We start from the raw sequence: 24,381 nt of genomic DNA on the forward strand, positions 1-24,381 counted from the left end.
TCGAGCCGCTGACTCCCCACTTACGGGAATGCGCCTGCCTAAGCAGGAAATGTTGTAGAGCTACATGTCTTCAACCACCAGATATGTCATATCCAGAGGGCCATGCACGCCCACCACGATCACCATTTCGATATCGCCAGTGTTGGAGGGGCCAGTGATGAAGTTGATGTTGGAGGTCTTGAGCTCTCCTGAAACCAGGGCTGGATCATAGTAGTCCATGGCCTGCCGGGTTCGCGGCAGGATCTTGGACTTGCGGATGATGCTCAGATAGTGCACCGGGAGGAAGTGGAAAGCACGACCCTGGCCAGGAGTGGTTGCCACGGTGATGGTGCCAGACTCTGCCAGCAGGAAGTCCGCAAAGGCAATCGCCGTACCAGACTCGTCAGCAGTCCTGATGTTCTCCTCGCGGCTGGCCCCCGGCTTCCAGAAAGTGGCAGGCGGATTCAGGCCATCCCGCCACTCCTCCAGACCGAAGTCTGCGAACAGGTCGGAGGTGGGCAGCATCACATGGTCACTGTCGTCCTTGCGCGAATCGATGAACTCGTCCAAGGCAGTGGGCAACCCGGCCTTGGTGCAGGTGCGGAAGTCCACATGGACGGCCTCGCTGCTCTTCCGGGCGATCTCCAGCAGCTCGTCCTGGGTGTGGCCTGACAAAGTGGTCTCCGGCAGATCGTTGACCGGCACCAAAGGATGGTCCTTGAGCTGGTGGCGTGGTCTGCCGCTCTTCTTAGCCAGGTAGTCCAGGAATACCTCACGATCGGTCATGCCTGCTGCTCCTTCTTGTGATGAGCGAACCAACTGCGGAAGTTCTGCCCGTGCCTGGGCGGATCCGGCAGATCACGAACCTTGGTCCAACCGCCGAAGACGAAGGGCATCCATTCCACATGCCGATCGCTGGCGAAGAGGTTCTTGGCTGTCTCCGGCTGCTTCTTGGATATGGGCGTCAGCATGGTGTGATCCACCCCTAGGGCGGTACGGAAGAGCGAGGAGTGGCCGGTTCCCAGGCCCATGACCCTCATGACGGTGTCGTCAATCAGATTGGCCTTGGATTGGTCGTCCATCATGATCCTTCTGTGCTCGATCATGAGCTGATGCAGGGGGATCTTGACCGGACAGGTGGCCGTACACGCGGCGCACAGGCTGCAGGCGTAGGGCAGGTCTCCGAAATCGTCGTAGCCGCCATCCAGCACCGGCGAGAGCACCGAACCCACAGGACCGGGATAGATGGATCCGTAGCCGTGACCGCCGATGTGCCGGTAGATGGGGCAGACGTTCAGGCAGGAAGCGCAACGGATGCACTGGAGAATGGGCTCGAAAACCGTTCCCAGAGCGTTGGAGCGGCCGTTGTCCAGAATTACCACATAGACATCGTCTGGCCCGTCCGACTCCTGGCCGGTGCGTGGTGCAGTGTAGGTCAGATAGGAGGTCAGCTTCTGGCCGACAGCGGACCGGGCCAGCATGTTGTCCATGGTCTCGGCCTCTTTCATGGTCGGCACCAGACGCTCCATGCCCATGACCACCACCTGGGTCCTGGGGATGCACATGGCCAGGTCGGCGTTGCCCTCGTTGGTCACCAGGTTGATCATGCCCGTGTCAGCCACGGCGAAGTTGCAGCCGGTGATGCCCATGTCGGCCTCAAGGAAGTGCTTGCGCAGAACCTTGCGCGAGAATCGAGCCATGTGCTGAGGATCGTTGTCGCCCTTGTAGCCCAGCTTCTTCTCGAAAACCTGACGAACCTGTTCACGGTTCTTGTGCAGGGCAGGGAAGACCAGATGCGTGGGCTGGTCCCAGTCGTCCTCCTCCAGGATGAACTCGGCCAGGTCGGTCTCCAGCACTTCCAGGCCGGGCACAGTCATCAGCGTAGGATCCAGGTTGATCTCGCTGGTCACCATGGACTTGCTCTTGACGACGTGCTTGGCCTTCTTCTCGATGGCGATCTGCTTGATGTACTGGGCAGCCTCATCGTCGGTCTGAGCGAAGAAGACATGGCCGCCGCGCTTCTCTACATTGTCGGCGAATTCCTCCAGGTAGTCAGGCAGGTAGCGGATGACGTGCTGGCGAATCTGCTCGCCCAGGTCGCGCCACTGTTCCCAGTTGCCCAGTTCCTGACGGGCGGCCTCCCGCTTGACCCACTGCGCATCCTGGGCCTTGGCCACGGCCTGTTGGGCAAATTCGTCCTGTTCGGACTCTTTGACCCTGGTCAGGAAGGGAGCCTTGCTGGTCCGCAGATATTGCGCAGCCTTCTTGCCATTGACCATGCTGCTCATACCAGAGCCCCCTCTTCTTTGGCAGCCCTGAGGGAACCCGCGGCCCCTTCGCCTGCAGAGCGGCCTTCCACATACTTGACGCGGCTCATGTCCACGTTGTGATTGAGCACCTCAGCCAGGTGCATGATGGTGATCTTCTCGCCACGCCGGTTGAAGCGGCCGCCGATGTTCATCAGGCAGCCTGGATCGCAGGAGATGAGGACGCTGGCCTTGGTGCTGAGCACGTCGTTCACCTTCTCATCCACCATCTGCTTGGAAATCTCAGGCTCCTTCATGGAGAACATGCCGCCGAACCCGCAGCAGTTCTCGATATGCGGCAGGGGTACCATGGTCAGACCCTTGACGTGGTCAAGCAGGACGAATGGGCTGGTCCGCTCCCCCAGCAGCCGTGTCATGTGGCAGGAACGATGGTAAGTGGCCACGGCGTTAAGTTCGGCGCCCGCATCCAGCACACCCAGCACACGATAGAGGAACTGCGAGAATTCATAGGTCTTGTCAGCCATGGTCTGGGCCTTGGCCGCGTAGACCGGGTCGTTCTTGAGATGGAAGGGCAGCTCCTTGAGCATATTCACGCAGGAACCTGCAGGACCCACGATGTAGTCGGCATCCACGCTCAGCAGGGCATCGACCTCGTTGCGCATGACCTGCATGCTCTCCTTGACATACCCGCTGTTGAAAGTGGGCTGGGCGCAGCAGATCTGCTGCTTGGGAAGGTAGGTGTCACAGCCGAACCGCTCCAGCACCTCCACCATGGCCTTCCCCACGTTCGGAAACATGAGGTCCACCACGCAGGTGGAGAATATTACTACTTTCATTACCGCACCTCTCTACAACCTTGCACGCCAGGTCCGAACCATCTCCGGATCGCGGAGAAACCCAACATCACTTGAACCCCTAATCCTTCCAACGCATCGCTGCCTTGCGACCGACCACGCCCATGGGGACACCGATGTGCAATCCTGAAAGGACCCATCATTATCATGGTCTCGACCTGGAATTCGCGCCGTCGGGAATCGCCCACCCTCAGCTTTTGAACGTGTGAGATTTACCACATCTATGGTACCACGGCGGTCTGGGAAGCGGTGTCATGTCAAGGACGAGCAGCGACTCATCTATTGGCTACAGTGGAATACAACCCTGCCAGTTCGTCCTCGGGAAGGGGAATCACGGCATGACCAACTACTTGCAGCTCCTCCTGCTCTATGCACCCGCCATCATCTTCGGCCTGCTCTTTCTCTGGGACCTGCACAAGGAGCCACGACAGTTCCGCAATGCCATCTGGTTCCTGCTCCTGCTGCTGACCCTAGGTGGAGCGCTTCTTCTGCAGTTCGGGATGCGCTGGCTGATCCTGCCCCTGGTCATCCTGCTCATTGCCTCTCCCCTGCTGGTGATCTGCTTCCTGCTGGCCAACACGGTCATCGTCATCCGGCATGAGGGGATCTCCCTGACCACCCTGTTGCCGGGACTGCTAGCGCTGGCCGTGGTGGCCTACATGTTTCTTTCGCCCCTCCTGGCTGGGTTTGGCGCCCCCTCATGGCTGCAGAAGCTGGCTGGGCTGATCGACCTGGAAGCCACCTGGTTCTTCTTCTCCTTCCTGGCCCTGCTGCTCTATTCCAGCCTTTACAGGCTGCTGCCCCGCAAGCGTCGCTACGACTACATCATCATCCACGGAGCAGGTCTGCGCGGCGAAGAGCCCACGCCTCTGCTCCGGGGACGGCTGGACAAGGCTGTAGACCTCTGGAAGCGGCAGGAACGCCTGGGACGCTTCGTGGTCTCCGGCGGGCAAGGCCCCGACGAGGTCATCAGCGAGGCAAGGGCCATGGCACAGTATCTACTCAACTCGTGTGGGGTGCCAGCCGAGGCCATCATCATGGAGGACAGGTCGACCACAACCCTGGAGAACCTGCGCTACTCCAAGCAGATCCTGGATGACCGCTACGAGATGGGCACCGGGCCTGAGCATTACCGGGTGGCCCTGGTCACCAGCGACTACCACGTCTTCCGGGCCAGCGAATATGCCAGCAAGGTGGGACTGAATGCCGACGGGATCGGCTCACACACCAAGGGTTACTACTGGCCAACTGCATTCATCCGGGAGTTCGTAGCCATCACCCGCATGCACTGGTGGCCCTACCTGGTCCTTGCACTAGGCTGGGCCGTCTGGGTCGGTATCTCATTGCTCAATTAACACCATTGGCCTTCCAGAAGGAATCAGAGGTCATACAACCTGAACCCCACCTTTATCCTGACTGGCCAGGCTGTGCTCTAGGAACCAGGCCACCAAGAGGATGACCAGGACGATGAGAAACACGAAAACGAAAGCCCAAACGGCCCCGAACTGGAAGGCCTGAGCGCCGGCATGAATCCCTCTGGCCTTGGGCATGCCCGTGATGATGGCGGCCAGAACGCCGGTCGAGGCGGCGCCTGAATACTGCTGAAGGGTGTTGAAGAGTGCGTTGCCGTCAGGCACCAGTTTGGCTGGGATATGCTGCAGTCCGACCGTGAGCAGGTTGTTGAAGACGCAAGCCTGACCGACCATGTAGCAGGCGTAGAGAAGAACCATCAGCGGAACAGACAAGTGCCGGCTGAGAACCAGGAAGCCTAAGGCCGAAAGGAAGAAGGCAGTGCTTCCCACAGCGAGCAGTCCACGCAGGCCATGGCCATCCAAATAGCCGCCCGTGATGGGCTGGCAGAGGGCCGAGAGCAGGCTCCCCGGCAGCAGAAGCAGGCCGGCCACGGTGGAGGTCTCTCCCAGGACGGACTGGGCCATGTTGGGCAGGATGAACGTCAGGCCAATCTGAACGAACTGGACCAGGAAGTAGAGGATCAGGGCAAGGGTGAAGGTACGGTTCCGGAAGACCACGATGTTGATTAGCCTGGTGCGCTGATGCGTAAGGGTCCAGATCCCTGCAACCAGGGCCAGAACACCGAATAACAGAGACAGCCAGGTAATAGGACCGTGCACATCCAGGGTGCTCAGCCCCAGGGTCAGTCCAGTCAGGAAAATACCCAGAAGAAGGAACTGGGGCCAGGCGAAGGGTCCGACATGGGCGCTCTCCCTGTCTACTGAGATGAGTGCTATGACCCCAAAAACCAGCTCTATGGGCAACACGATCAAAAAGATTGCTCGCCAGGATAAGGCTTGGATAACGGCCCCGCCAAAGGTCGGCCCCAGGGAGGGCGCCAGAGCCACCGCCATGCCGGCGCTGCCCACGTAGCGACCCTGGATGTGAAGAGGGACCTTCCTCATAATCAGGGAGAACACTAAAGGAAGAGCGATACCAGTACTGATGCCCTGCAAGAGACGTCCCGCCATAAGGACAGGAAAGCATGGAGCAAGGATGCACATCAGGTCGCTGCACAGGAATATTCCCACGCTGGACAGAATCAATGCACGGGTCGTGAATGAATGCTCCAGCCAGGCGGCGGCCAGAACCGTCAGGGCTACCACCAGCAGATAGCCGGTAGTCAGCCATTGGACCGTGCCCAGCCCGGTGTTGAAGTACCGGGTCATCTCCGGAAAAGTGACATTCAGCGAGGTCTCCAAAAGGACCCCGCAGAAGGCGAGCCCGGCAGTGCCGGTAATCAGCAGTTTTGTTCTCTTATCAACATGGTCGACCATGGACCGTCCGCTCCTCACATATCAGACTGTTCGCATAGCCATCACCACGGATCCGTACGGCATGACATCGTCCGATGCCGCTCTCATTGCTGTTTGCGCAACGGTTATAGCTCTCTGGCTGCGTTGATGACATCTTCCAAGGTGGCGCCGGGCTGACAATCGCATGCTACGACGAGCCGGTTCGCCTCCACAACTTTTGAAGACCCAGCCAGTGTAGCACCCGCAGACGCACCAATCCGTGTCCACTCCGAACCTAAACCAGTTTCGGTAAAGTTGGTGACGTGCAAATCGATATCGTCTCCGTCTTCCCCGAGTATTTTGACGTAACTGGGCTCAGCCTGCTAGGCAAGGCCCAGGAGAAAGGCCTGGTGACCATACGCGCCCACAACCTGCGCGATTGGACCCATGACGTTCATCACTCCGTGGATGATACGCCGGTAGGCGGCGGAGCAGGCATGGTGATGAAACCCGAAGTCTGGGGCCAGTGCCTGGACGACCTGCTGGACATGCCAGACGAATCGACTCAGCAACAACCGTCTGCGGACCAGACAGCCGGCACCGCTGATGTTACAGAACGCAAAGAAGCAATGAAGAGTTCCGGCATCAAAAGCTACGGCATAGCATCCGAAGCAGATTCATCTGCAGACAGCCGCGAGGCAGGCGTGACCGAACCAGTCCTGATCTTCCCCAATCCATCCGCGCCCCTGTTCACCCAGGCCGACGCGACCGAGCTGTCGCAGGCGGAGAGGCTAATATTCGGCTGCGGCCGCTACGAGGGCTACGATGCACGCATCCCCGACTACTACCGGAATCAGGGAATCGACGTCAGGGAGTACTCCATCGGCGACTACGTGCTCAATGGGGGCGAGGTGGCCGTCTCGGTCATGCTGGAGGCCATCACCCGGCTGCTGCCCGGCTTCATGGGCAATCCCGAATCCATCGTGCAGGAATCTTACACAGGCGATGAGCCACTGCTGGAGTATCGCCAGTACACACGCCCCACCACCTGGCGTGGCATGGCCGTGCCCGAGATACTGACCAGCGGCGACCACAGAAAGGTGGACAGATTCCGGCGCGACGAGGCCATCAGGCGAACCAGTCGGATCCGTCCCGACCTGATCGCCCGATTGGACTGCTCCACTCTCGATAAGCATGACCGCCGTCTCTTGGAGGATCTGGGCTGGCGAGCTTCAGGAACCCATCCGATCCGACAGGATACGAATGAATAGGAAGACGTTCAGCTGATACAGCAAACTCACACACAGACGATTGCCTTAAAAAGGATTCATGATCTCGGTAAAAAATCTGTGAGGCACCTTACCCGGAGGTTCCAGGAAGCATAAGACATACAAATTAACATATCTGCTAGGCTGTCCTAGCCCTTTTCCCATCCTGACTCTGGTACCAGTCTGTTTCCAACTCAGAATCATTATCTAGTAAGGCTGCTGGTACCCTCGCAACTTGAATCAGTGATCTGCCAGACTAAGACAGCTGTGTACCCGATTGCAATTACCAGCCCTTGAACTGTTGACAGCCAGGCAGGACGGTCTCTGTCAAAGACGCTATAATAGTGTTAAAAATTGTTCTTTTTTGGGTTCCCTCGATACCTGTTGTGAGCCGTAAAAAGCAATGCCCGCCCTCAGGAACAGCGTAAAGCCAATGCAGTCAAGGCCTTAGAGAAAGCCTTATAGCATCGCTGTCGAAGAAGTCCTTCCAGATATTGTTGCTCTGTCAGACAGCTTCCTTTTCTTTCCTTTGCAACATCATGGCGTGCAGACCTGTTATCTGCACATACATGCACACGTTAACCAAGTCGCCGACTATCATTTCGACATCATTGCATATTTTGATCGCATTCTTGCGAGTTGCTGCCTCTTTGGTGGATATAGCGGTACAACCTGGACTCGGTGCATTTGCTCGCAGACCATACCCCCCCCCTGTATAAGGTCCGCAAGTCGGCTTTATGACAACGATAGTTACTTAACTTACTATCCCTATTTGCACCCCTCGCGTAAGCACCCCTAGAAGTGTTCCTTTTCAAATACCGATCTCCTCCCCCCCCCTGGGGTCCAATCAACATCAGCCGAGACTCTATTACGGTAATGTCGCCAGGTCTGGAAACCTGACTATTCAATCGAAATTAGGGCCATCGCCTTACCAGCGATACATCAAAAGGCTTCGTCTTATGTTCTGTTTCGATTTCAGAACCTCCGTTATTAGCTACGGCTACGGAAATGACTGACCCCTCTCCTCAAAGGCACTTTCCCTTCGCGCACGAGATTAAAGGAACAGAGTATCGTGTTGTGAAAAATTGTGATATCTTTAACAAGTAATCACAGTAAAGGAGCTGTAATGGATATAAAGCAACATAGAATTTCTGACATCGAAGCGGTCGGAGCTTTTCTCATTGTGCGGGAATCATCTGCGGAGTCAGCTTATGCGATTGCAAGCACCGCAATCGACAGTGGCTTACGAGCAGTTGAAATCGCCTACGGGACACCCGATGCCTTAGGAGTAATCGAAAAGTTAGCAAATAAGTACCCGTCCGAGGATGTGCTGATTGGAGCAGGGACAGTTATTGACCACCATGGTGCCGCTGCGGCTGTTGATCATGGAGCAAAACTCCTGGTGAGCCCGTATTCGGTTCCTGAAGTCATGGAAGTGGCTGAACGGTTCCAATGTGTGTCGATAGGAGGAGCCTTTACTCCGACGGAAATGATGAAGGTGCTGGCTATGGGCGGGGACATAGTCAAACTTTTCCCTGCAGAATCCTTGGGACCCGCTTATGTCAAATCCATCCATGCCCCACTTCCCCAGATACCAATCTCGCCAACAGGCAAGGTTAACGCGGACAATATCGGGCAATGGCTTGATGCAGGAGCTGTCTGCGCCGGCATAGGGGGGTACATCACCAACGCGACATCCTTGGACGAAGCTTCACGCGCAACAAAGCGAATCATTACCGCAGTCAAAGAGTGGAAAGCAAAAGAGGAAGAGAAGAACAGCCAACAATAGCCATCGATGTGTATGGAACTGGCAATCACTGATGACTGTAATGTTCCAACACCAATGAAGGAATAGATGGATCCGCGGGGGAATTCCACATTGCTAATTTCATAAGGAAGTGAAAGAAAGCATGCAAAACCATAATCACCAGTCTGCCGCACTAGCAACAGACAAAACATCCGGTGCGCAGATAGATGTTCAAGCAAAACGCAGAAAACTCGAAACCTACGGATGGTGGATGGTGGCCATCATCACCCTGGGCGGAGTCATCAACTACCTTGATCGTTCCACTTTATCCATCGGCAACACAACCATTCAGGGCCAGCTAGGTTTCACAACCATCCAGATGGGCCTGCTCCTATCGGCATTTTCATGGCCATACGCCTTGGCCAACCTACCTGGAGGTTTCCTTATTGATAGGTTCGGCCCCAAAAAGGTATTTCTTGGATGCCTTGCTGGATGGTCAATCGTTGCTATTTTGACTGGATTCGTCTCTAATTTCGTTTCCTTCTATATCGCTAGGGTCTTCCTAGGTATTGCTGAGGCTCCCTTCTTCGCCGCGGGGCTGAAAGCAGCTCAGTATTGGTTCAATGCCAAGGACAGATCCATGCCAGTCAGTGTGATCAATACTGGCTCTCAGATCGGCAACGCAATCGGCCCGCCCTTGCTGACCGCCCTTCTAGTCACTTTCAGCTGGAGAACCATGTTCATCATCGTAGGCGTGGCAGGACTGGTGGTTGCCATACTTTGGTGGTTTTTCTATCGGGACCCCTCCGAAGCAGAAGAGAAAATCATCATGTCAGGTTCAGAGGAAGAGGGTGAGGCAGAGACACCCGCAAAGAGCAAGCATGCCGTCAGGGAGTGGCTATCCCTGTGGAAACTCCCCAATACCTGGTATATGACCATTGGCTGCTTCATGATTTTCTACACAGTATGGGTCTATATAACTTGGCTTCCTGGCTATCTGGAAAAGGCCCGCGGTCTCTCTCTAAAGGGTACCGGATGGGCTGCCGCTGTTCCTTACATCTTTGGCATTCTTGGGGTTCTCTTTGGCGGCTGGATAAGCAAACGATTCATCACAAGAGGGATGAAACCCATTGTCGCAAGGAAAATTCCCATTGTTGGCGGAGCCGTGCTTTCAGCCTGCGCCGTGGCACCAATTGCATACGTTGATTCCTTCGGGCTATCAATGGTTCTTCTCTGCATCGGATACTTCGGAGCTCAGGTTCCCATCGGGTGCATCTGGACTCTCGCGGCTGACGTTGCGGACAGCAACCAGGTTGCCTCTTTGGGATCTATACAGAACTTCGGCGGCTTCCTAGGCGCTGCTGTTGCTCCGATCGTAACTAGCTACATACTGACTAAAACCGGCGGCAGCTTTAACCTTGTCTTCGTTGTAGGAGCCATCGCATTGATTCTCGGAGCCTTCTTCTACGGGGTTATGGTCAAAGACCGTCGCACAGCATCTGTTACAGGAAAGTGAAGCGACGATGACCAAGGCCGTTTTCATTCTCGGGAGAGCTTGTTCAGGCAAGACAACTCTGGCCCTTGCTATGGCTCGTAAAGCCAGAGCAGTTTACCTGGACAAGGACACTATGGTGAACGAATTCACCCGGCGCATAATGATCCTGGCCGGCGAGCCCGAATACGCCCGAGACGAGAGCCATTACTATACCAATGTGGTCAGGCCACTCGAATACTCGTCTCTATTGGCAGTGGGCTCATCCAACCTTCAAATTGGCCAAGATGTCATATTTGACGCACCGTTCACACCATATTTGAAAGACAGAGAGTTTCTCGACAAAGTCATGAAGAAACATAAATGGCCCGGACAGGTGGAGTCCTACGTCATCTACGTCGAAACCACTAAATCCGAACTCCAAAAAAGGATGAGAGCCAGAAATCTTGACAGGGATTCCTGGAAACTCGAAAATTGGGATCGATATTGGGAAGGTAGCGCGCTCCCGCCACCGGAATGGACAGGATCACAACTCATTCGCTACATCAACGATGCAGAGGCCAGGCCTGAAACCCTCATTTCTTGCATATTCCCAGATTCCGTTTAAAACTCAAAGGAGAGCAATATGAATAAAAAGGCAGCAGTGCTGTGTTTGGATGCTGGTCAAACCGGGGTAAGAGCCTGTATCGATATTCCCAAGCCCGATGGTGGCGAGGAGCGAATAGACCTACCCGAAAAGCCAGGCGTAAAAAACAGTCACCCGCTGATTCCTCAGCTGATTGAACGGACCCACGATGCTTTCCGCATGTTTTCGAGGTATCAGAATGAACCTATGAACATCGGCAAAGACACCACAATTGGCTCAATCTGCGTAGGATCCTCCGGCCTTTCCAAAGACTGCCGCGCAGAGGACTTCCTGGATGGTGTATCGGATTTAGGCATATCCGAAGTTTTCCTGGCACATGATTCAGTGACGGGTTATCTAGCGGCTCTGGGACATGAGCGTTATGGAGCCGTCGTCAGCGCCGGAACCGGTGTGGTCACTCGTGGGGTCGGCCCCCACCTGACCAAACGTGTGGACGGCTGGGGGTGGATGATTGGAAATGCCGGCGCCGCTAGCTGGATGGGTAAACTCGCTTTGGAAGCGGCCATGCGTGCTTATGACGGTCGCGGACCGCAGACCAGGCTAACTAAAGTAGCTGAAGAGCACTTTGGACGGCTTGACAAAATATATTTGAAGCTGTACTCGGATGACCAAAGTACCAAGCATCTGGGAAGCATGGCCGAAGACGTGACCAGGCTGGCCGGTGAAGATGCCGTTGCCTTTGAAATCTGCTCAAAAGCTTCAAAGGAGCTGGCAATATCAGCATATACAGCTTTGAGAAAAGCAGATGTGGATAAATATGCTGACATTGCAGTCAGCGGCCGCGGCAGTGTCTTTAATTCACGATTCATCTCAGATCACTTCACCATGTATATTCATTCCATGGTGCCTCATGCCAACATCATCGATCCGATTGGAGACCCACTGTCCGGAGCCAGGCAACTTGGCTATATTGAGCCAGACAATCCCCTGCACAGCCTGATAGCGCACGCGATCAAGTAAGCAGAAAGTGCCGGGGATAGAAAGACTCTCCGGCACTTCTATCACTCATATTCATAATTAGAAGCAGTCGAACACCTCGAAAGGGCAGTCGAATTCAATCCTGATAATCACAACGAATCACTATTTTTTACAAAATAGTATATTTGTTGACAATAAATAGAAGCTGACCCGTATTATTGGAAATATGCGAAAGAAGAAAAGTGAAGCGCTGATTCCGGCAGAGCGTCACACAAAAATACTCGATTATCTCTCGCATGAAAACATCCTCAGCATTAAAAAACTCACAGAATTACTCAATGTTTCACATATGACTGTTCGCAGAGACATTGCAACGTTGATCGAAGAAGGCAAGGTTGCTCCTATACGCGGCGGGGTGACCTTGTCCGAAAACGGAAAACCGGTTCCAGCTCCTTTGAAGCGATCTAATAGATCAAACATCAACATACACCTGAAAAAAGGCATCGCAGAAGTCGCCGCACGCTTTATCAATGATAATTCGATCATCTATCTGGATCCTGGTACAACTACTTATGAATTGATCCCTTATATAAAGCGCAAAAAGAACCTAACAGTGGTGTCCAACGATCTCATTATCGTCAACGACCTCATTTCCAGTGACTTCCATCTAATTCATACGGGTGGCGAAATCGACAATCAGACCATGAGCTCAGTCGGCCCCATAGCCATCTCCGCAGTGCAGAACATCAATTTCGACATTTATTTCATGTCAACACCGGGATGGTCTCTTGAATATGGGGTGACTTCGCCTGACATCGAACGTTCGCAGCTCAAGCAGGCTGTACTCAACAACGCCTTTCAAACAATATTGATGGCCGATTCAACCAAATACAACTCAATTTCTTTGGCCAAAGTATGTAGTCTCGATCAAATCGACCATATAGTCACCGACCAAGGGTTAGAGAATGCAGTCGCTGAGAAAATCAAGCAAACAGGCATCCCACTCCATCTCGCAGCCCCAAACGATGGGGAAATAAAGGGAACAGCTCCTCAGGCTGATTCGATGTAGTAAACCGAAGTTTCACCGTAGGATCTGGATTGGGATATAACCCAGGCAACAGGCGGCTCAGGGGGATTCGAACGCCCGGAACGTTCCAGGACCATCACTGAATTGGAGCCAACGAATTGCCTTTCAACTAGACCATTCATGATCTCCTGACAGCCTTCTGTAGGTAAATCGTAAGGTGGATCCATAAATATAAGGTCGTAAGGTCCTTTCATTGGGCATGACTGGCCAGCGGAGAAATCAGTATTCATGTTGATCTCAAAGGGCCTGACAAAGCGTTCCACTTTGGTTCTGCTCACATGTATATCCATGTCTGAATTCCAAGCGGGATGATGGGCCAGCTTGGCTGCCGATCTGGACAAAAGCCCAGCGGCACGTCCGGATGACTCAACAGACTCCAAGGAGGAAGCTCCACGTGACAAGGCTTCAAACCCTAAGGCTCCAGTGCCTGCATATAGGTCTAGCACCTTGGCTCCATCCAAGGCACCGATAGTCTCCAGATGGGAGAAAATGGCCTCCTTGGTGCGATCGGTGGTGGGCCGGGTGCCCTTGAGGGCTGCAGGAACGGGAAATCCCTTGAAGCGGCCGGCGATGATGTGCATATGGTCTGTTGTCCTTTCAGCTTGAGACCAGGAAGCCTTCGTTGCCCCTCATGAAGTCCAGAACAGCGCCAGCCAGCTCGGGCTGCCCGGCCAGAGTGGGGTCGGATTCCAAGAGTTGGCCTGCCTGGGTTCGGGCACGGGCAATCATGGGCGCGTCGGTGACGACTCGCAGAAGCTTCAGGGAAGAATGGCCACCGGACTGGGCATCACCCAACACGTCGCCGGCTCCTCTGATGCGGATATCCTCCTCGGCGATTTTGGCCCCGTCCGTAGTGTCACGAATGACCTCGAGTCGCTCGGCAGCTGGAGAATCCGCAGGGGCGCGCGAAACCAGGAAAGCCCAAGAGTCAGTGCCGCCGCGTCCCACCCTGCCACGCAGCTGATGAAGCTGGGAGAGCCCGAACCGATCGGCATCAAAGATGACAATGCAGGAGGCTTGAGGCACATCCACCCCCACCTCCACCACAGTGGTGGCTACCAGCAGGGGCGTGCGGCCCGAAGCGAAATCCGCCATAACAGCATTCTTTGTGACATCGTCATCCCGACCAGTCAGTGTGGCCATGGCAATGCCTTGGAATTGCGGCAGGGCAGCCAGTCGCTGACTCATTTCGGCCACCGAGTGCAGAGGCGGACGCTGGCCATCACCTTGGCCTTCCTCAACCAGCAGTTCAGGTTGGGAGTCAGGCGCACTGGATTGGCCGGAGCGGTCTGAGGAGACCGACGGGTCGTCCTCATCGTCGATGCGAGCGCAGATGACATAGGCCCGCTCTCCAGCCTCGATTCGTCGACGCAGGTGCAGGAACATAGCACCCATGGTCGCTCCGTCAGACTCGGCGATGACGTGGGTACGGACTGGTTTGCGGTTGCTGGGCAGCTCGGTCAGGGCGGAGATGTCCAGATCACCGAACCAGGTCATGGCGGCTGTACGCGGGATGGGCGTGGCGGTCATGATCAACAGGTGGGGAACGCGATCGGATTTGCGACGCAGCTCCTCACGTTGCTCAACCCCGAAACGATGCTGCTCGTCGATGACGGTCAGGGCCAGATTGGGAGCCTGGAAGGTCTTGGAGAAGGCCGCGTGGGTGGCGATGACGATGCAGGGACGGCCCGAGGCCGAGACAGCCAGGGCAGAGCGGCGCTGGGCCAATCTCATGCCACCGGTCAGCAACACCAGAGGCAGAACCAGCTGATCCGTCATGCGGATCATGGTGACGTTGTCCACAGGCTTATGGCGGCCTTCTACGGCGGTCGCGGTCACATCGGCGCCCATGGCCTTGAGCATGCCGCCGATAGAGGCATAGTGTTGCTCGGCCAACACCTGGGTCGGAGCCACCAAGACAGCCTGATGGCCAGCCTGGACCGCCTGAAGCATGGCTGCCAGGGCCACCACGGTCTTGCCGGAGCCGACCTCGCCTTGCAGAAGCCGCTGCATGGGCTGATCCTGGGCCATGTCGACACCGATATCATTGATGACCTGACGCTGGCCATCGGTTAGCTGGAACGGCAGGGAGTCGATGAAACGGGCAGGCAGGGTGTCTGGACGGTCGGCGCCCGAATTCGCACATGGATAAGTGGGTTGCTGCTGGGTCTGGCGACGGGTCTGCAGGAGTGCCGTCTGCGAGACGAAGGCCTCCTCGTAGCGCAGGGTCTTGCGCGCCGCAGCGAAGTCCTCAGGGCTTTCGGGCGCATGCATGCCCAAGAGGGCACGGGCACGATGCATCAGCCTTTGGTCGACACGGACCTGCTCGGGCAGCACATCAGGTATGGCTCGGCCCAGCGCTTCCGGATCAATGCGGACCTCGGCACTGGGCTGCCCCTCTTCGACCCCATCAGCCTGCGCCAGCAGACGCAGAAAACCCAGAATGACATCGTGAATATGGTCCGAGGAGATGCGGGAACTGGCATGATAAACCGGCCGTGGGCGACGGACACGTTCCAAGGCCTCGTCAAGGCTGGCTACATCGGGTCGAGAAGCGTCCGCCAAAACCTCTCGATCCGCATCGGCAACAACCAGGGTCTCCGGATGGGTGAACTGGAGCTGGTCCATGTAGATGCCGGGCTCGCCAGCCACGACCAGATCCGCCCCTACCTGCAGCCGACGGACCATCCAATCCATATAGGGCTTCTTGTGAGAGAAGAAAACCAGCCTGACCGCCAGTGGAGTGCCGCCTTGACTATTGACGAAGGCTGCATCGTCCACCATCACGTCCAGCCGAAAACCCCGGTGCCCGCTCAGTGGCACCAGACGCACTTGATCGACCCGGGCGGCGAATGCACAAGGCTCACCCAGCCGAATACCGGCAATAGTGGTGACCTGCATGGGATCGGTAATGCGGAAAGGATAGTAGGTCAGCGCATCTCTCACCGTGACCACACCCAGAGCCTTGAGGGCGCTCACCCGACGCCTGTTGGCCACCAGCGAGGCCACGGTGCTGTGCAGACCAACACGAGCCACTGCCGACATACCCGATCACCTCCCGCAAGCGCCGACCATCATCCCTTAGGATGACAAGAACCCCCGGAGCTTATGCCCCCGGGGGTCCATATACGACCGACAAACCACACTCAGGCGGCGATGCGCTGCACCTTGCCGGCCTTGAGGCACTTGACGCAGACGCGCAGACGCACATTCTGACCATCAACGGTGGTGTGCACCGACTGCAGGTTGGGGCGGAAGATGCGCTTGTTCCGGATATGCGAATGAGAAACACTGTAACCGGTCTGCGGGCCCTTGCCGCACACCGCGCAACGAGCTGCCATGATGACTTCCTTTACGTTGTTTTCCAAGTCGTCCCAGGTGTCCTTGCCCGCAACGCAAGGCTACGGATGAACACACAACTTTGTTAGACTACTACATTCCGCCAAGTAAGGCAAATCAGCAGTCTCAGGCACGAGGAGGCTTGCGGAAGATGCCAATCAGTGATTAGAGCACTCCGCAGAACACCCCGCCGATGATCCAAATGGCCCAGAATGGGATGCGCCACCCGAAGAGGTTGTCGTAATTGCCCGAGAAGAGCATGGACAGGGCCACCAGCGTACAAAGACCCATGATGGTTCCGCTGATGGCATTGCTTATCCGGTGCTCATACCGGTAGGTATCCCAGCGACCGTCTTCAACGGAATCAACCTGCCTGTTGTAGGCCCGGAGGTTCATCATCCTATGGCTTGTTCCCGCATGGACCAGCAGAAAAACCCCCAGAGCCAGGAGGAAGAAGAAAACGAACCCCCTGACCTGATCGGACCAGCCCCAGATCAGGAATCCAGCAGAGTTGATCCCCACATCCAAGAGCACGACTGCCAGACCGCAGACCAGCTCCCAGGTAGTCTGCCGATAAACCCGCGAGCGCTCCTCATCGGTATAGAAATCCGCTACATAGGGATGCCGACGGCGAAAATCCCTTCTGGCGGAAACCGCCGGTATCAGACAGGCCAGGCCCAGGACGATGCCAATCATCAGAGCAAGGAAGGCCAGACCATTCTGTGCGTCGGTCGGCTGGCTGACTGCGGCGAAGAGACCACTGAAAGCCAGTCCCAGCATGATAAGGGCGATGCCGAAAGCCATCCGCAGGCTGTAGGCATTGCTGAAGGAGGCGTAGCCGGTCACGTCTTCCGCAGCAGACTGAACAGGTATAGTCGTGTGCGTTGTCGAAGTCGTCTGCGCGGCATCCTGATGGTCCGGCCTGGACGCACGCTGCCCGGAACCCGGATGCCGAACATCGCCTAGAACCAGGTCATCAAGAGTGCAGCCGAAGAGGTCGCAGATGGCCAGGAGCTTGTCCATCTCAGGGTATGCCTTGTCCGACTCCCACTTGGACACCGCCTGACGGGATACCCCCACCAGCATGGCCAGCTGCTCCTGAGTCATGTTGCGCTGCGAACGCAGATATTACACATTGGTTCTGAAACTCATAATGTTCTTTCTCCAGATCGGCAGATTGCCGATTCAACCAGCGACGAGACCATGATGAAACGTGCAGGGCTCCGACCGCCACCAGCTTTGGGTTGCACCCGACAAAGACACCAATATTTTCTGTCAACCGACGGTTGCATCCTAGCAATCCCAAGGAAGCAGGTGGTCGCTGAATCCCAATCAGCCCCCCTTCCGGCAAGAAATACATTCCCTCTACGTTCACGATACATACCCTTCAGGAGGGGAATGGAGACCCGGCGGGCCTCACCCTGAATCGTCCCCGATTCGACCCTGAAAACACCCTGACAGGAGCTCTCGCCATGGTCTTATAGAGGTAGGAACCAGGCAGATGACGACTGAAAGGAAGGCAACGATGCAGCATCGGGCGATCAAGGATCCATACGCACAACCGCTCATTCTGGACAAGATCTGCTACGACTACGAAACGCGGCAGAAGCAGGGCGCCCGGGTGTTGGACGAGATCAGCCTGGAATGTCAGGCGGGAACCTGGACGGCCATCATGGGCCCTTCGGGCGCCGGCAAATCGACCCTCCTCTATTGCGCCGCAGGACTGCTCCAGGTCAGACAGGGCAAAGTGACCATCGCCGGGGAGGACCTGACGCGAATGAAAGAGAAGGAACTGACCAGACTCCGGCGCGACCATATCGGCTTCGTCTTCCAGGACTACAACCTGGTCAACGCCTTTACCTGCCTGCAGAACACCATGCTGTCCAGCCTCTTCGGCGGCAGGCGGATCCCCGCCCAGGCGGCCCTGTCTGCCCTGTCGAGCGTCGGATTGGAAGGGTACGCCAACACCTATCCGGCCGACATGAGCGGAGGCCAGCAGCAGCGCGTGGCTATCGCCAGGTCACTGGCTGCCAGTCCGGAGATCATTATGGCCGACGAGCCCACCGGCGCCTTGGACACCCACAGCTCGCGTGATGTCATGGACCTCTTCGACCTGGCCGTCCGCAGCGGCCAGACCATACTCATGGTGACCCACGACCCCAACGTCGCCGCCCGCGCCCACCGGGTCATCTTCCTCCAGGACGGGCGCATTCAGGCTGCTTGCCCGGGCGGGGACCCACAGACCATAGCCCAGCAGCTGGCCAGCATGGATGCTGCGCCAAACCAGGAGGCCTTCAGCCCTCCTCTGGCAGTTCCATCCGATCAGCCTCGGTGATGGTACGAATTACCCGGCAGGGCACACCCACGGCCAGGGAGTCAGGTGCGATGTCATGGGTGACTACGGATCCGGCCCCGATAACCGCACCATCGCCGATGGTCACTCCCCCGGTCACAGTCACGTTTGAAGCCAGCCAGCAGTTGGATCCGATGGTTATTGGAGCACCCAACTCGTAGTCGAAGAGGGAACCATCCGTATGGCGCCTCAGATTCCGCTCCTGCCACCGCAAGGGATGCAGAGGGGTGGCCAGGGTGACGTTGGGTCCGATCATCACATCGTCGCCAATCTGCACGGGGCAGGTATCCAGAACAGTGAAGTTGAAATTGGCGAAGATGCGCGAACCAAATTTAGTAAAGCACCCATAGTCGAAGTAGATAGGCCCCATACAGTCAACGTCCTGACCATGTTCGGGCACCAGCTCGTCCAAGAGCCGGCTGCGCAGGTCCCGCTCCTGCTCAGAAGACGCGTTAAAAAGGCGGCAAAGCTCGTGGGCCTTGACCCGCAGCTGACCCAGTTCGGGATCCGAGGCGTCATAGAGCTCGCCGGCAAGCATCCGCTCCCTCTGCGAGCGCCGATTTCCTTTACTGGTTTCGCCAGCCGCACCTGTCAGTTTCCAGTCCTGGTCCATAACCATCCCATCGTTCCCGCGTCACTTCAATGTCACTGCTGCAAGCTCGCACTGCTTGCAGAGTCCCCATCCATGTAATCGTCTGGGTCAGACAGCCGACAGCAGCAGGCACCGTTCGTCATCCGGTTGCGGACATCCGTTCATTCCGAGGGTCAAGCTTGGTAGATTGGAGACAGCGGAGGACCGTGGCGAGGAGGAAGCATGCGGTATGAGGTGAGCGAGGCCATTCCCGAGGATGCCAAGGCCATCCGTACGGCCGTATTCGTGGAGGAGCAGGGCTTTCACAACGAGTTCGACCGAACCGACGATGCCTGTCTCCATATCGTGGCCTATGACGGGGATGAACCCGCCGGGGTATGCCGAGTCTTCCCCGACCATGGCAAGACATGGACCCTTGGCCGCTTGGCCGTTCTGAGGCCCTACCGCGGTCAGCATCTGGGCGCCAACTTGGTAGCCAAGGCTGAGGAAACCGCTCGGAGCCATGGGGCGGACCGGCTTACGCTCCACGCCCAGGAGCGGGTGGCGGGCTTCTATAAGTCTTTAGGCTATAGGGACATGGGCATTCACGACCAGGACGAGGGATGCCCGCACATGTGGATGGAAAAGCCTCTAACGAACAATGCTGGCAGCGAGTCAGAGGACGAGGCCTGATGAACCAGACCATCAACTTTGCCAGCACAAGCGTCAATCCGGACAAGGATCCCATGGGAAGATCCGAACAGGCCATCTCCAGCTTCAGCGATGCCGTCATCTACTGGTTCCGCCAGAATTTCGGAAAGATCATCTTTCTGATCGTCGTGGCTGTCTGCGCTGCATTAATCTCCAAGATCGTAGCGGCGGCCATGCGACGCGCCCTGGAACGGACCAACCTGCCCAGTGCCTCCATCTTCGTCAACATCGTCCGCGCCCTGATCTGGATCTTTGCTGCTGCCACCGTCCTGCAACCCGTCTTCGGAATCAACCCATCCACAGTGGTCGCCGCCCTGGGCGTCAGCGGTCTGGCGCTCTCCTTCGGATTGAAGGATACAATCGCCAATATCGTCGGCGGCTTCGGACTGATGGTCAGCAAGGTGGTCCAGCCTGGAGACATCATCACCATCCAGGGCACCACCGGAACCGTCCGCGACGTGACTTGGCGCCATACCATCGTCATCGACAGGACCGGTAACCAGCTGCTGATCCCCAACTCCATCCTTAACACCACGGCGCTCGATAAGATCACCGAGGCCGGCGAGGCCGCCACCACGGTTCCCTTCACCCTGCGGGGGAATGCCGATATAGCCAGATCCTCCCATTCCATCGCACAGGTGGTGGCCCAGGCAACCAAGGGCATGGCCATGCCAGCCAACCCGCCCATCGTTCAGCTTCAGGGCTTCACCCCTTACGGCATCAAGGGCCAGGTAGTCATGTTCGCCAAGCAGGGCGTCATCGCCGCCGATATGCAGGATGCCGCCACCCGCGCTCTGGCCGGCCAGGACTACCTGGTTCAGGAGGCCGAAATCCAAGCAAACGACATTGAGCACTAACCAGATGGCCTTCTCATCCTGCCAGGGAAATACAAAAGCGTGGTCTCTTCTCTTATGGAGATGCCACATGCTCCGAGAACAACTCCACTTTAGGCCGATATACCCTCAATCAGGTCGGTGATCAGATCGGTGTAGGTGATCCCAGTTGCTTCCCAGGCCTTGGCATACATGGAGATGGGCGTGAAGCCAGGCATGGTATTGATCTCGTTGACAATGACCCTGCCCTCGGGCGTCACAAAGCAGTCGACACGGCTCAGGCCGGCACCGTCCACGGTTCTGAAGGCCTTGGCAGCCAGGTCGCGAACCTTCTGAAGAGTCTTCTTTGGCAGGTTCGCGGGAACTTCCACGTGGGATGCGGAAAAATCCACATACTTGCTGTCGAAGTCGTAGAAGGACTCGTCCTGATCAGCCTTGTCCAGCACCACCTCGCCAGGCCAGGCAGTACGTGGCTTTCTGTCCTTGCCGGAGGCGAGCACGGCGCACTCGATCTCACGCCCTTCGATACCCTCCTCTATCAGAACCCTCCAGTCATGCTTTGCCGCCTCGGCGACCGCAGCAGCCAGAGCTTCAGCTAGGGGCTCTTCTACCTTGACCACGCCAAAGCTGGATCCTGCGCGGGAAGGCTTGACGAAGAGCGGGTAATGCAGCTCCGCCTTCTTCACAGCGGCCAACAGGTCGGTCCCAGACCGCTGTTCACGGGAATCAATCGTGATGCCTGGCGCCACAGGTATGGCGGCTTGGCTGAGCAGAATCTTGGTGTAGTGCTTGTCCATGCATGCGGCAGAGGCGAAGACCCCGCATCCTACGTAGGGCAGCCCCATCATTTCAAGCAGGCCCTGCAGGGTGCCGTCCTCACCATAGGGGCCATGAAGCACTGGGAAAACCGCGTCAACACGCCCCAAAGGCTCCAGAGAACCGGCGGTCCTCGAAGGCTCGGCTCCAGAGACCAGGTCGGCATGGTCGCCGATCAGAAACCCATTCCTACCACGAGCCGTGTCAAGGATGACCGGGCGGCTGCCTTCGGTTATCTGCACGGATGGCAGACTGGCATCACCCAGACCCCACTGCCTGGGATCCTGGCCGCCAATAGTCCATCGACCGTCCTTGGTGATGCCAATGGGAATGGGCTCGTATCGGTCGGTATCGATGGCATTGAGCACGCCGGCCGCCGACACGCAGGATATGGAATGTTCGTCCGCTCGCCCGCCATAGAGCACTACAACACGTTTCCTGACCATCATTCCTCGTCTTTCCTCATCCTGGACATGAATTCCAGCCTCACGCACCTGCCCTGGGCAGATACATCACTCAAGACAGCAGAATATTCCCTTGGCGGGCGGCAGGGCCTAGTCAGGGCCGCTCATCTACAAGCTTGGCACGAACAAGGCATCTTGGGAAGCTGATGCAGACACCAGACAAGCCAGGCATACCGTCTGATTCGGAAAACCGTTCATCGCCGAGCAAAGGGCTGATAGCGCCGGTTTCACAGCCTGTCCCCTATGGCCTTCAGAATTTTCTGATGGGCATCAGCCTCATTCTGCAGTGATCTGCCCGCCGAACAGCTCGTCAATCATGCCCCGACAACTCAGGCCCTGATCCAGCACATGGCTCATGGCCGTAGCCAGCGGGGTCGCCACCTTGTAGCGCTTGCCCAGGGCGACGACAGCATCGGTGGTAGGCACGCCCTCGGCGACACCCTTGCTGACGCGAGTGGCTTCCTCAATGCTTTTGCCCTGGCCCAGATTAAAGCCGAAAGTGTAGTTCCTGCTCAGGGACGACCCACAGGTGGCCACCAGGTCGCCGACTCCTGCAAGACCTGCAAAAGTCTTGGACTTGGCACCGCAGGCCTCTCCTAAGGCAGTGAGTTCAGCCAGCCCCCTGGCCTGGATCATGGCGGCCGTGTTCTCCCCGAATCCAGCCCCCCGTGACATCCCCACGGCCAGCGCAGTGACGTTCTTCAGTGACCCGCACATTTCGAGGCCGATCACATCGTCCGAGACGAAGGCCTTGAAATAGTCGGTCGTGCAGGCACGGGCTACTCTCATAGCGGTATCGGCATCAGCGCTGGCAACCACGGTGGCGCTCGGTTCGCGGGCTGCCACCTCCTTGCTCAGGTTGGGGCCGGATACGGCCGCAAACCTGACTGGGGCCAGGTCCAGCGTCTGGCAGACCACCTGATCCATCCGCCTGTCAGTGCCCCGCTCAATCCCTTTCATCAAAGAAACTGCAATGGCATCATGGCCCAACAGACCCTTGAATTCCGTCAAGGCCTCACAGGCGTGCTGAGCTGCTATGGCCACGACCACGATTTCTGCCCCCGAGACAGCCTCGGCCTGGTCACCCTCAGCGTGAATGGCCTCGGGAAGCCTCTTCACATTCGGCAGACAGCGAGCATTCGAATGTTGACTGTTGATTTCGTCCACGACATCCGGGTCAATGTCCCACATGACCACCCGATTGCCTGCATCAGCCAATACCTGGGCAAAAGCGGTTCCCCATGCGCCTGCCCCCAATACCGCGATCTTCGTCATCATTCTCCTTTGCATAATGCCGTGCGCACGGGAACGCCGACCAGCAGCCTTATTCTTGTCTCCACCATCCTATGACACCACCGCCAGACAGGAGGAATTAGAGGTGGGTTCCGGCCTTATTGCTCGCTTCTGGGCCGACGGGTCATGGTCACGTAGTCGAAGTAACCAGCCTTTGGGGGTTCTTCGCCACGAATCTCGGCCATGACCTCCTCCATACGGTTGCGCAGGCGAACACAGAAGGCATGCACGGACTGCTTGGGGGGTTCCGCACCCCACTGATCCATATCTTCAAGCAGGTCGGAATAGTCAAGGAGCCGGTCATAGCACATGACCACGTTCTTGCGAGGCCAGGGCCACTTGTGATTGATCGAAGCCGCCCCCCAGGTGATGCTGGGATACAGAGGAACCATGCTACCCAGCTGCCGCGAGGCCTCCAGAGCGATGAATCCGACCCCGGGCTTGAGCGACATGGGCCACTTCAGGGGGTCACGGGTCACGGTTCCCTCCGGCCAGATGGTCAGTGGCCTGCCGGAGGTGATGATGCCGATCGACTCCTCCTCAATCGACCTGGCCTTGCCGGACTTGCGTTCCACCGGCTGCATGCCCACCATGCGGAACCAGCTGCCAATCATGGGCCAATGGGCCATCTCGGCCTTGGCCATGTAGCGTGGACGACGCCCCTGGTGGAAGAGGGCCATCATGGGAATGAAAACATCGAACTGGGTCACATGGGTGGCTGCGGTGATAAAAGGCCCGGTCTGCGGCACCCGCTCCAGCCCCCAGGCATAGACCCGGCAGGAGTCACGCACCACTTGGGAGACCCCGCGCAGTAGACGGGTGGTCCCCACGGGGTGTTGACCGTCTATCTCGTCCAGGGCCGGCGTGCGGTGTCCAGTGGGATAGTAGCGGGTCGGATCCACCAGCCTGTGCCTTTGGGCCAGCAGGGCCACCTGCTGGTCGGACAAGGAAGGCACCGCAGACCGGGGGGAGGGTTTGCCTTTGGAAGCCATCTAT

Annotated in this window: 21 protein-coding genes and 1 pseudogene; 10 read left to right on the forward strand and 12 right to left on the reverse strand. The window is 57.1% G+C overall.

Features of this window, described 5'->3' with window-relative positions:
- Positions 1 to 60 precede the first annotated feature (60 nt).
- From J3T93_RS04610 to J3T93_RS04620, 3 genes are read right to left on the reverse strand one after another with little or no spacing between them, the layout of a single operon-like run.
- Positions 61 to 765: a LutC/YkgG family protein gene (locus J3T93_RS04610; protein WP_045935029.1), complete on the reverse strand. Its 705-nt coding sequence runs from the start codon at positions 763 to 765 to the stop codon at positions 61 to 63.
- On the reverse strand, positions 762 to 2,267 hold the full coding sequence (locus J3T93_RS04615) for a LutB/LldF family L-lactate oxidation iron-sulfur protein (protein WP_267430711.1): 1,506 nt from the start codon (positions 2,265 to 2,267) through the stop codon (positions 762 to 764). Before J3T93_RS04615 ends, J3T93_RS04610 begins: the two co-directional genes overlap by 4 nt.
- A complete protein-coding gene (locus J3T93_RS04620; RefSeq protein WP_267430712.1) occupies positions 2,264 to 3,082 on the reverse strand; it encodes a (Fe-S)-binding protein in 819 nt (272 codons plus the stop codon). Before J3T93_RS04620 ends, J3T93_RS04615 begins: the two co-directional genes overlap by 4 nt.
- A gap of 356 nt (positions 3,083 to 3,438) precedes the next feature.
- Here J3T93_RS04620 and J3T93_RS04625 point away from each other — a divergent pair, with 356 nt between their 5' ends.
- Positions 3,439 to 4,455, forward strand: coding sequence for a YdcF family protein (locus tag J3T93_RS04625; protein ID WP_267430713.1), 1,017 nt, complete (start codon positions 3,439 to 3,441; stop codon positions 4,453 to 4,455).
- 30 nt (positions 4,456 to 4,485) lie between these two features.
- Here J3T93_RS04625 and J3T93_RS04630 read toward each other — a convergent pair whose 3' ends face one another.
- Positions 4,486 to 5,889 carry an MFS transporter gene (locus tag J3T93_RS04630; protein ID WP_267430714.1) on the reverse strand — a complete coding sequence of 468 codons (1,404 nt, stop codon included), beginning with the start codon at positions 5,887 to 5,889 and terminating at the stop codon, positions 4,486 to 4,488.
- 281 nt (positions 5,890 to 6,170) lie between these two features.
- Between J3T93_RS04630 and trmD the strand changes: the two genes are divergently transcribed.
- The 6 genes from trmD to J3T93_RS04660 all read left to right on the forward strand — a co-directional run bounded on the left by trmD (position 6,171) and on the right by J3T93_RS04660 (position 12,987).
- Positions 6,171 to 7,118, forward strand: a complete 948-nt coding sequence (gene trmD, locus J3T93_RS04635) for a tRNA (guanosine(37)-N1)-methyltransferase TrmD (protein WP_267430715.1) — start codon at positions 6,171 to 6,173, stop codon at positions 7,116 to 7,118.
- A 1,123-nt stretch (positions 7,119 to 8,241) separates the two neighbouring features.
- A complete protein-coding gene (locus tag J3T93_RS04640) occupies positions 8,242 to 8,904 on the forward strand; it encodes a bifunctional 4-hydroxy-2-oxoglutarate aldolase/2-dehydro-3-deoxy-phosphogluconate aldolase (protein ID WP_267430717.1) in 663 nt (220 codons plus the stop codon).
- Between the two features lie 121 nt (positions 8,905 to 9,025).
- A complete protein-coding gene (locus J3T93_RS04645) occupies positions 9,026 to 10,378 on the forward strand; it encodes an MFS transporter (protein ID WP_267430718.1) in 1,353 nt (450 codons plus the stop codon).
- Positions 10,379 to 10,385: 7 nt separating this feature from the next.
- Positions 10,386 to 10,961 carry an AAA family ATPase gene (locus J3T93_RS04650; RefSeq protein ID WP_267400568.1) on the forward strand — a complete coding sequence of 192 codons (576 nt, stop codon included), beginning with the start codon at positions 10,386 to 10,388 and terminating at the stop codon, positions 10,959 to 10,961.
- An 18-nt stretch (positions 10,962 to 10,979) separates the two neighbouring features.
- Positions 10,980 to 11,960: an N-acetylglucosamine kinase gene (locus tag J3T93_RS04655; RefSeq protein ID WP_267430719.1), complete on the forward strand. Its 981-nt coding sequence runs from the start codon at positions 10,980 to 10,982 to the stop codon at positions 11,958 to 11,960.
- 184 nt (positions 11,961 to 12,144) lie between these two features.
- Positions 12,145 to 12,987 carry a DeoR/GlpR family DNA-binding transcription regulator gene (locus tag J3T93_RS04660; RefSeq protein WP_267430720.1) on the forward strand — a complete coding sequence of 281 codons (843 nt, stop codon included), beginning with the start codon at positions 12,145 to 12,147 and terminating at the stop codon, positions 12,985 to 12,987.
- Here J3T93_RS04660 and J3T93_RS04665 read toward each other — a convergent pair.
- From J3T93_RS04665 to J3T93_RS10030, 4 genes and pseudogenes are all read right to left on the reverse strand, one after another.
- The gene (locus J3T93_RS04665; protein WP_267430721.1) at positions 12,969 to 13,586 is read right to left on the reverse strand and encodes an RsmD family RNA methyltransferase; all 618 of its coding nucleotides are present in this window, start codon (positions 13,584 to 13,586) and stop codon (positions 12,969 to 12,971) included. The two genes, J3T93_RS04660 and J3T93_RS04665, sit on opposite strands and share 19 nt — an antisense overlap.
- A gap of 16 nt (positions 13,587 to 13,602) precedes the next feature.
- A complete protein-coding gene (locus J3T93_RS04670) occupies positions 13,603 to 16,050 on the reverse strand; it encodes an ATP-dependent DNA helicase RecG (RefSeq protein ID WP_267430722.1) in 2,448 nt (815 codons plus the stop codon).
- A gap of 101 nt (positions 16,051 to 16,151) precedes the next feature.
- Positions 16,152 to 16,346, reverse strand: a complete 195-nt coding sequence (rpmB, locus tag J3T93_RS04675; protein WP_015021347.1) for a 50S ribosomal protein L28 — start codon at positions 16,344 to 16,346, stop codon at positions 16,152 to 16,154.
- Positions 16,347 to 17,238: 892 nt separating this feature from the next.
- Positions 17,239 to 17,451 (reverse strand): annotated as a pseudogene (locus tag J3T93_RS10030) (helix-turn-helix transcriptional regulator); the annotation flags it as partial.
- 418 nt (positions 17,452 to 17,869) lie between these two features.
- Here J3T93_RS10030 and J3T93_RS04685 point away from each other — a divergent pair.
- Positions 17,870 to 18,679 carry an ABC transporter ATP-binding protein gene (locus J3T93_RS04685; RefSeq protein ID WP_267430723.1) on the forward strand — a complete coding sequence of 270 codons (810 nt, stop codon included), beginning with the start codon at positions 17,870 to 17,872 and terminating at the stop codon, positions 18,677 to 18,679.
- Here J3T93_RS04685 and J3T93_RS04690 read toward each other — a convergent pair.
- Positions 18,639 to 19,316: a sugar O-acetyltransferase gene (locus J3T93_RS04690; RefSeq protein ID WP_267400558.1), complete on the reverse strand. Its 678-nt coding sequence runs from the start codon at positions 19,314 to 19,316 to the stop codon at positions 18,639 to 18,641. The genes J3T93_RS04685 and J3T93_RS04690 overlap by 41 nt on opposite strands.
- 195 nt (positions 19,317 to 19,511) lie before the next feature.
- Between J3T93_RS04690 and J3T93_RS04695 the strand changes: the two genes are divergently transcribed.
- Together J3T93_RS04695 and J3T93_RS04700 are read left to right on the forward strand one after the other, a co-directional pair.
- The gene (locus J3T93_RS04695) at positions 19,512 to 19,961 is read left to right on the forward strand and encodes a GNAT family N-acetyltransferase (protein ID WP_267430724.1); all 450 of its coding nucleotides are present in this window, start codon (positions 19,512 to 19,514) and stop codon (positions 19,959 to 19,961) included.
- The gene (locus J3T93_RS04700) at positions 19,961 to 20,836 is read left to right on the forward strand and encodes a mechanosensitive ion channel family protein (RefSeq protein WP_267430725.1); all 876 of its coding nucleotides are present in this window, start codon (positions 19,961 to 19,963) and stop codon (positions 20,834 to 20,836) included. The genes J3T93_RS04695 and J3T93_RS04700 overlap by 1 nt, the downstream gene beginning before the upstream one ends.
- Positions 20,837 to 20,925: 89 nt before the next feature.
- Here J3T93_RS04700 and J3T93_RS04705 read toward each other — a convergent pair whose 3' ends face one another.
- From J3T93_RS04705 to J3T93_RS04715, 3 genes are all read right to left on the reverse strand, one after another.
- Complete coding sequence (locus J3T93_RS04705) at positions 20,926 to 22,074, reverse strand: D-alanine--D-alanine ligase family protein (protein ID WP_267430967.1); 1,149 nt, start codon at positions 22,072 to 22,074, stop codon at positions 20,926 to 20,928.
- A gap of 294 nt (positions 22,075 to 22,368) precedes the next feature.
- Positions 22,369 to 23,367, reverse strand: a complete 999-nt coding sequence (locus J3T93_RS04710; RefSeq protein ID WP_267430726.1) for an NAD(P)H-dependent glycerol-3-phosphate dehydrogenase — start codon at positions 23,365 to 23,367, stop codon at positions 22,369 to 22,371.
- Positions 23,368 to 23,483: 116 nt separating this feature from the next.
- The gene (locus J3T93_RS04715; RefSeq protein WP_267430727.1) at positions 23,484 to 24,377 is read right to left on the reverse strand and encodes a lysophospholipid acyltransferase family protein; all 894 of its coding nucleotides are present in this window, start codon (positions 24,375 to 24,377) and stop codon (positions 23,484 to 23,486) included.
- Between the last annotated feature and the right edge of the window lie 4 nt (positions 24,378 to 24,381).

The organism is Bifidobacterium sp. B4111 (genome assembly GCF_026537235.1).
Lineage (GTDB): Bacteria > Actinomycetota > Actinomycetes > Actinomycetales > Bifidobacteriaceae > Bombiscardovia.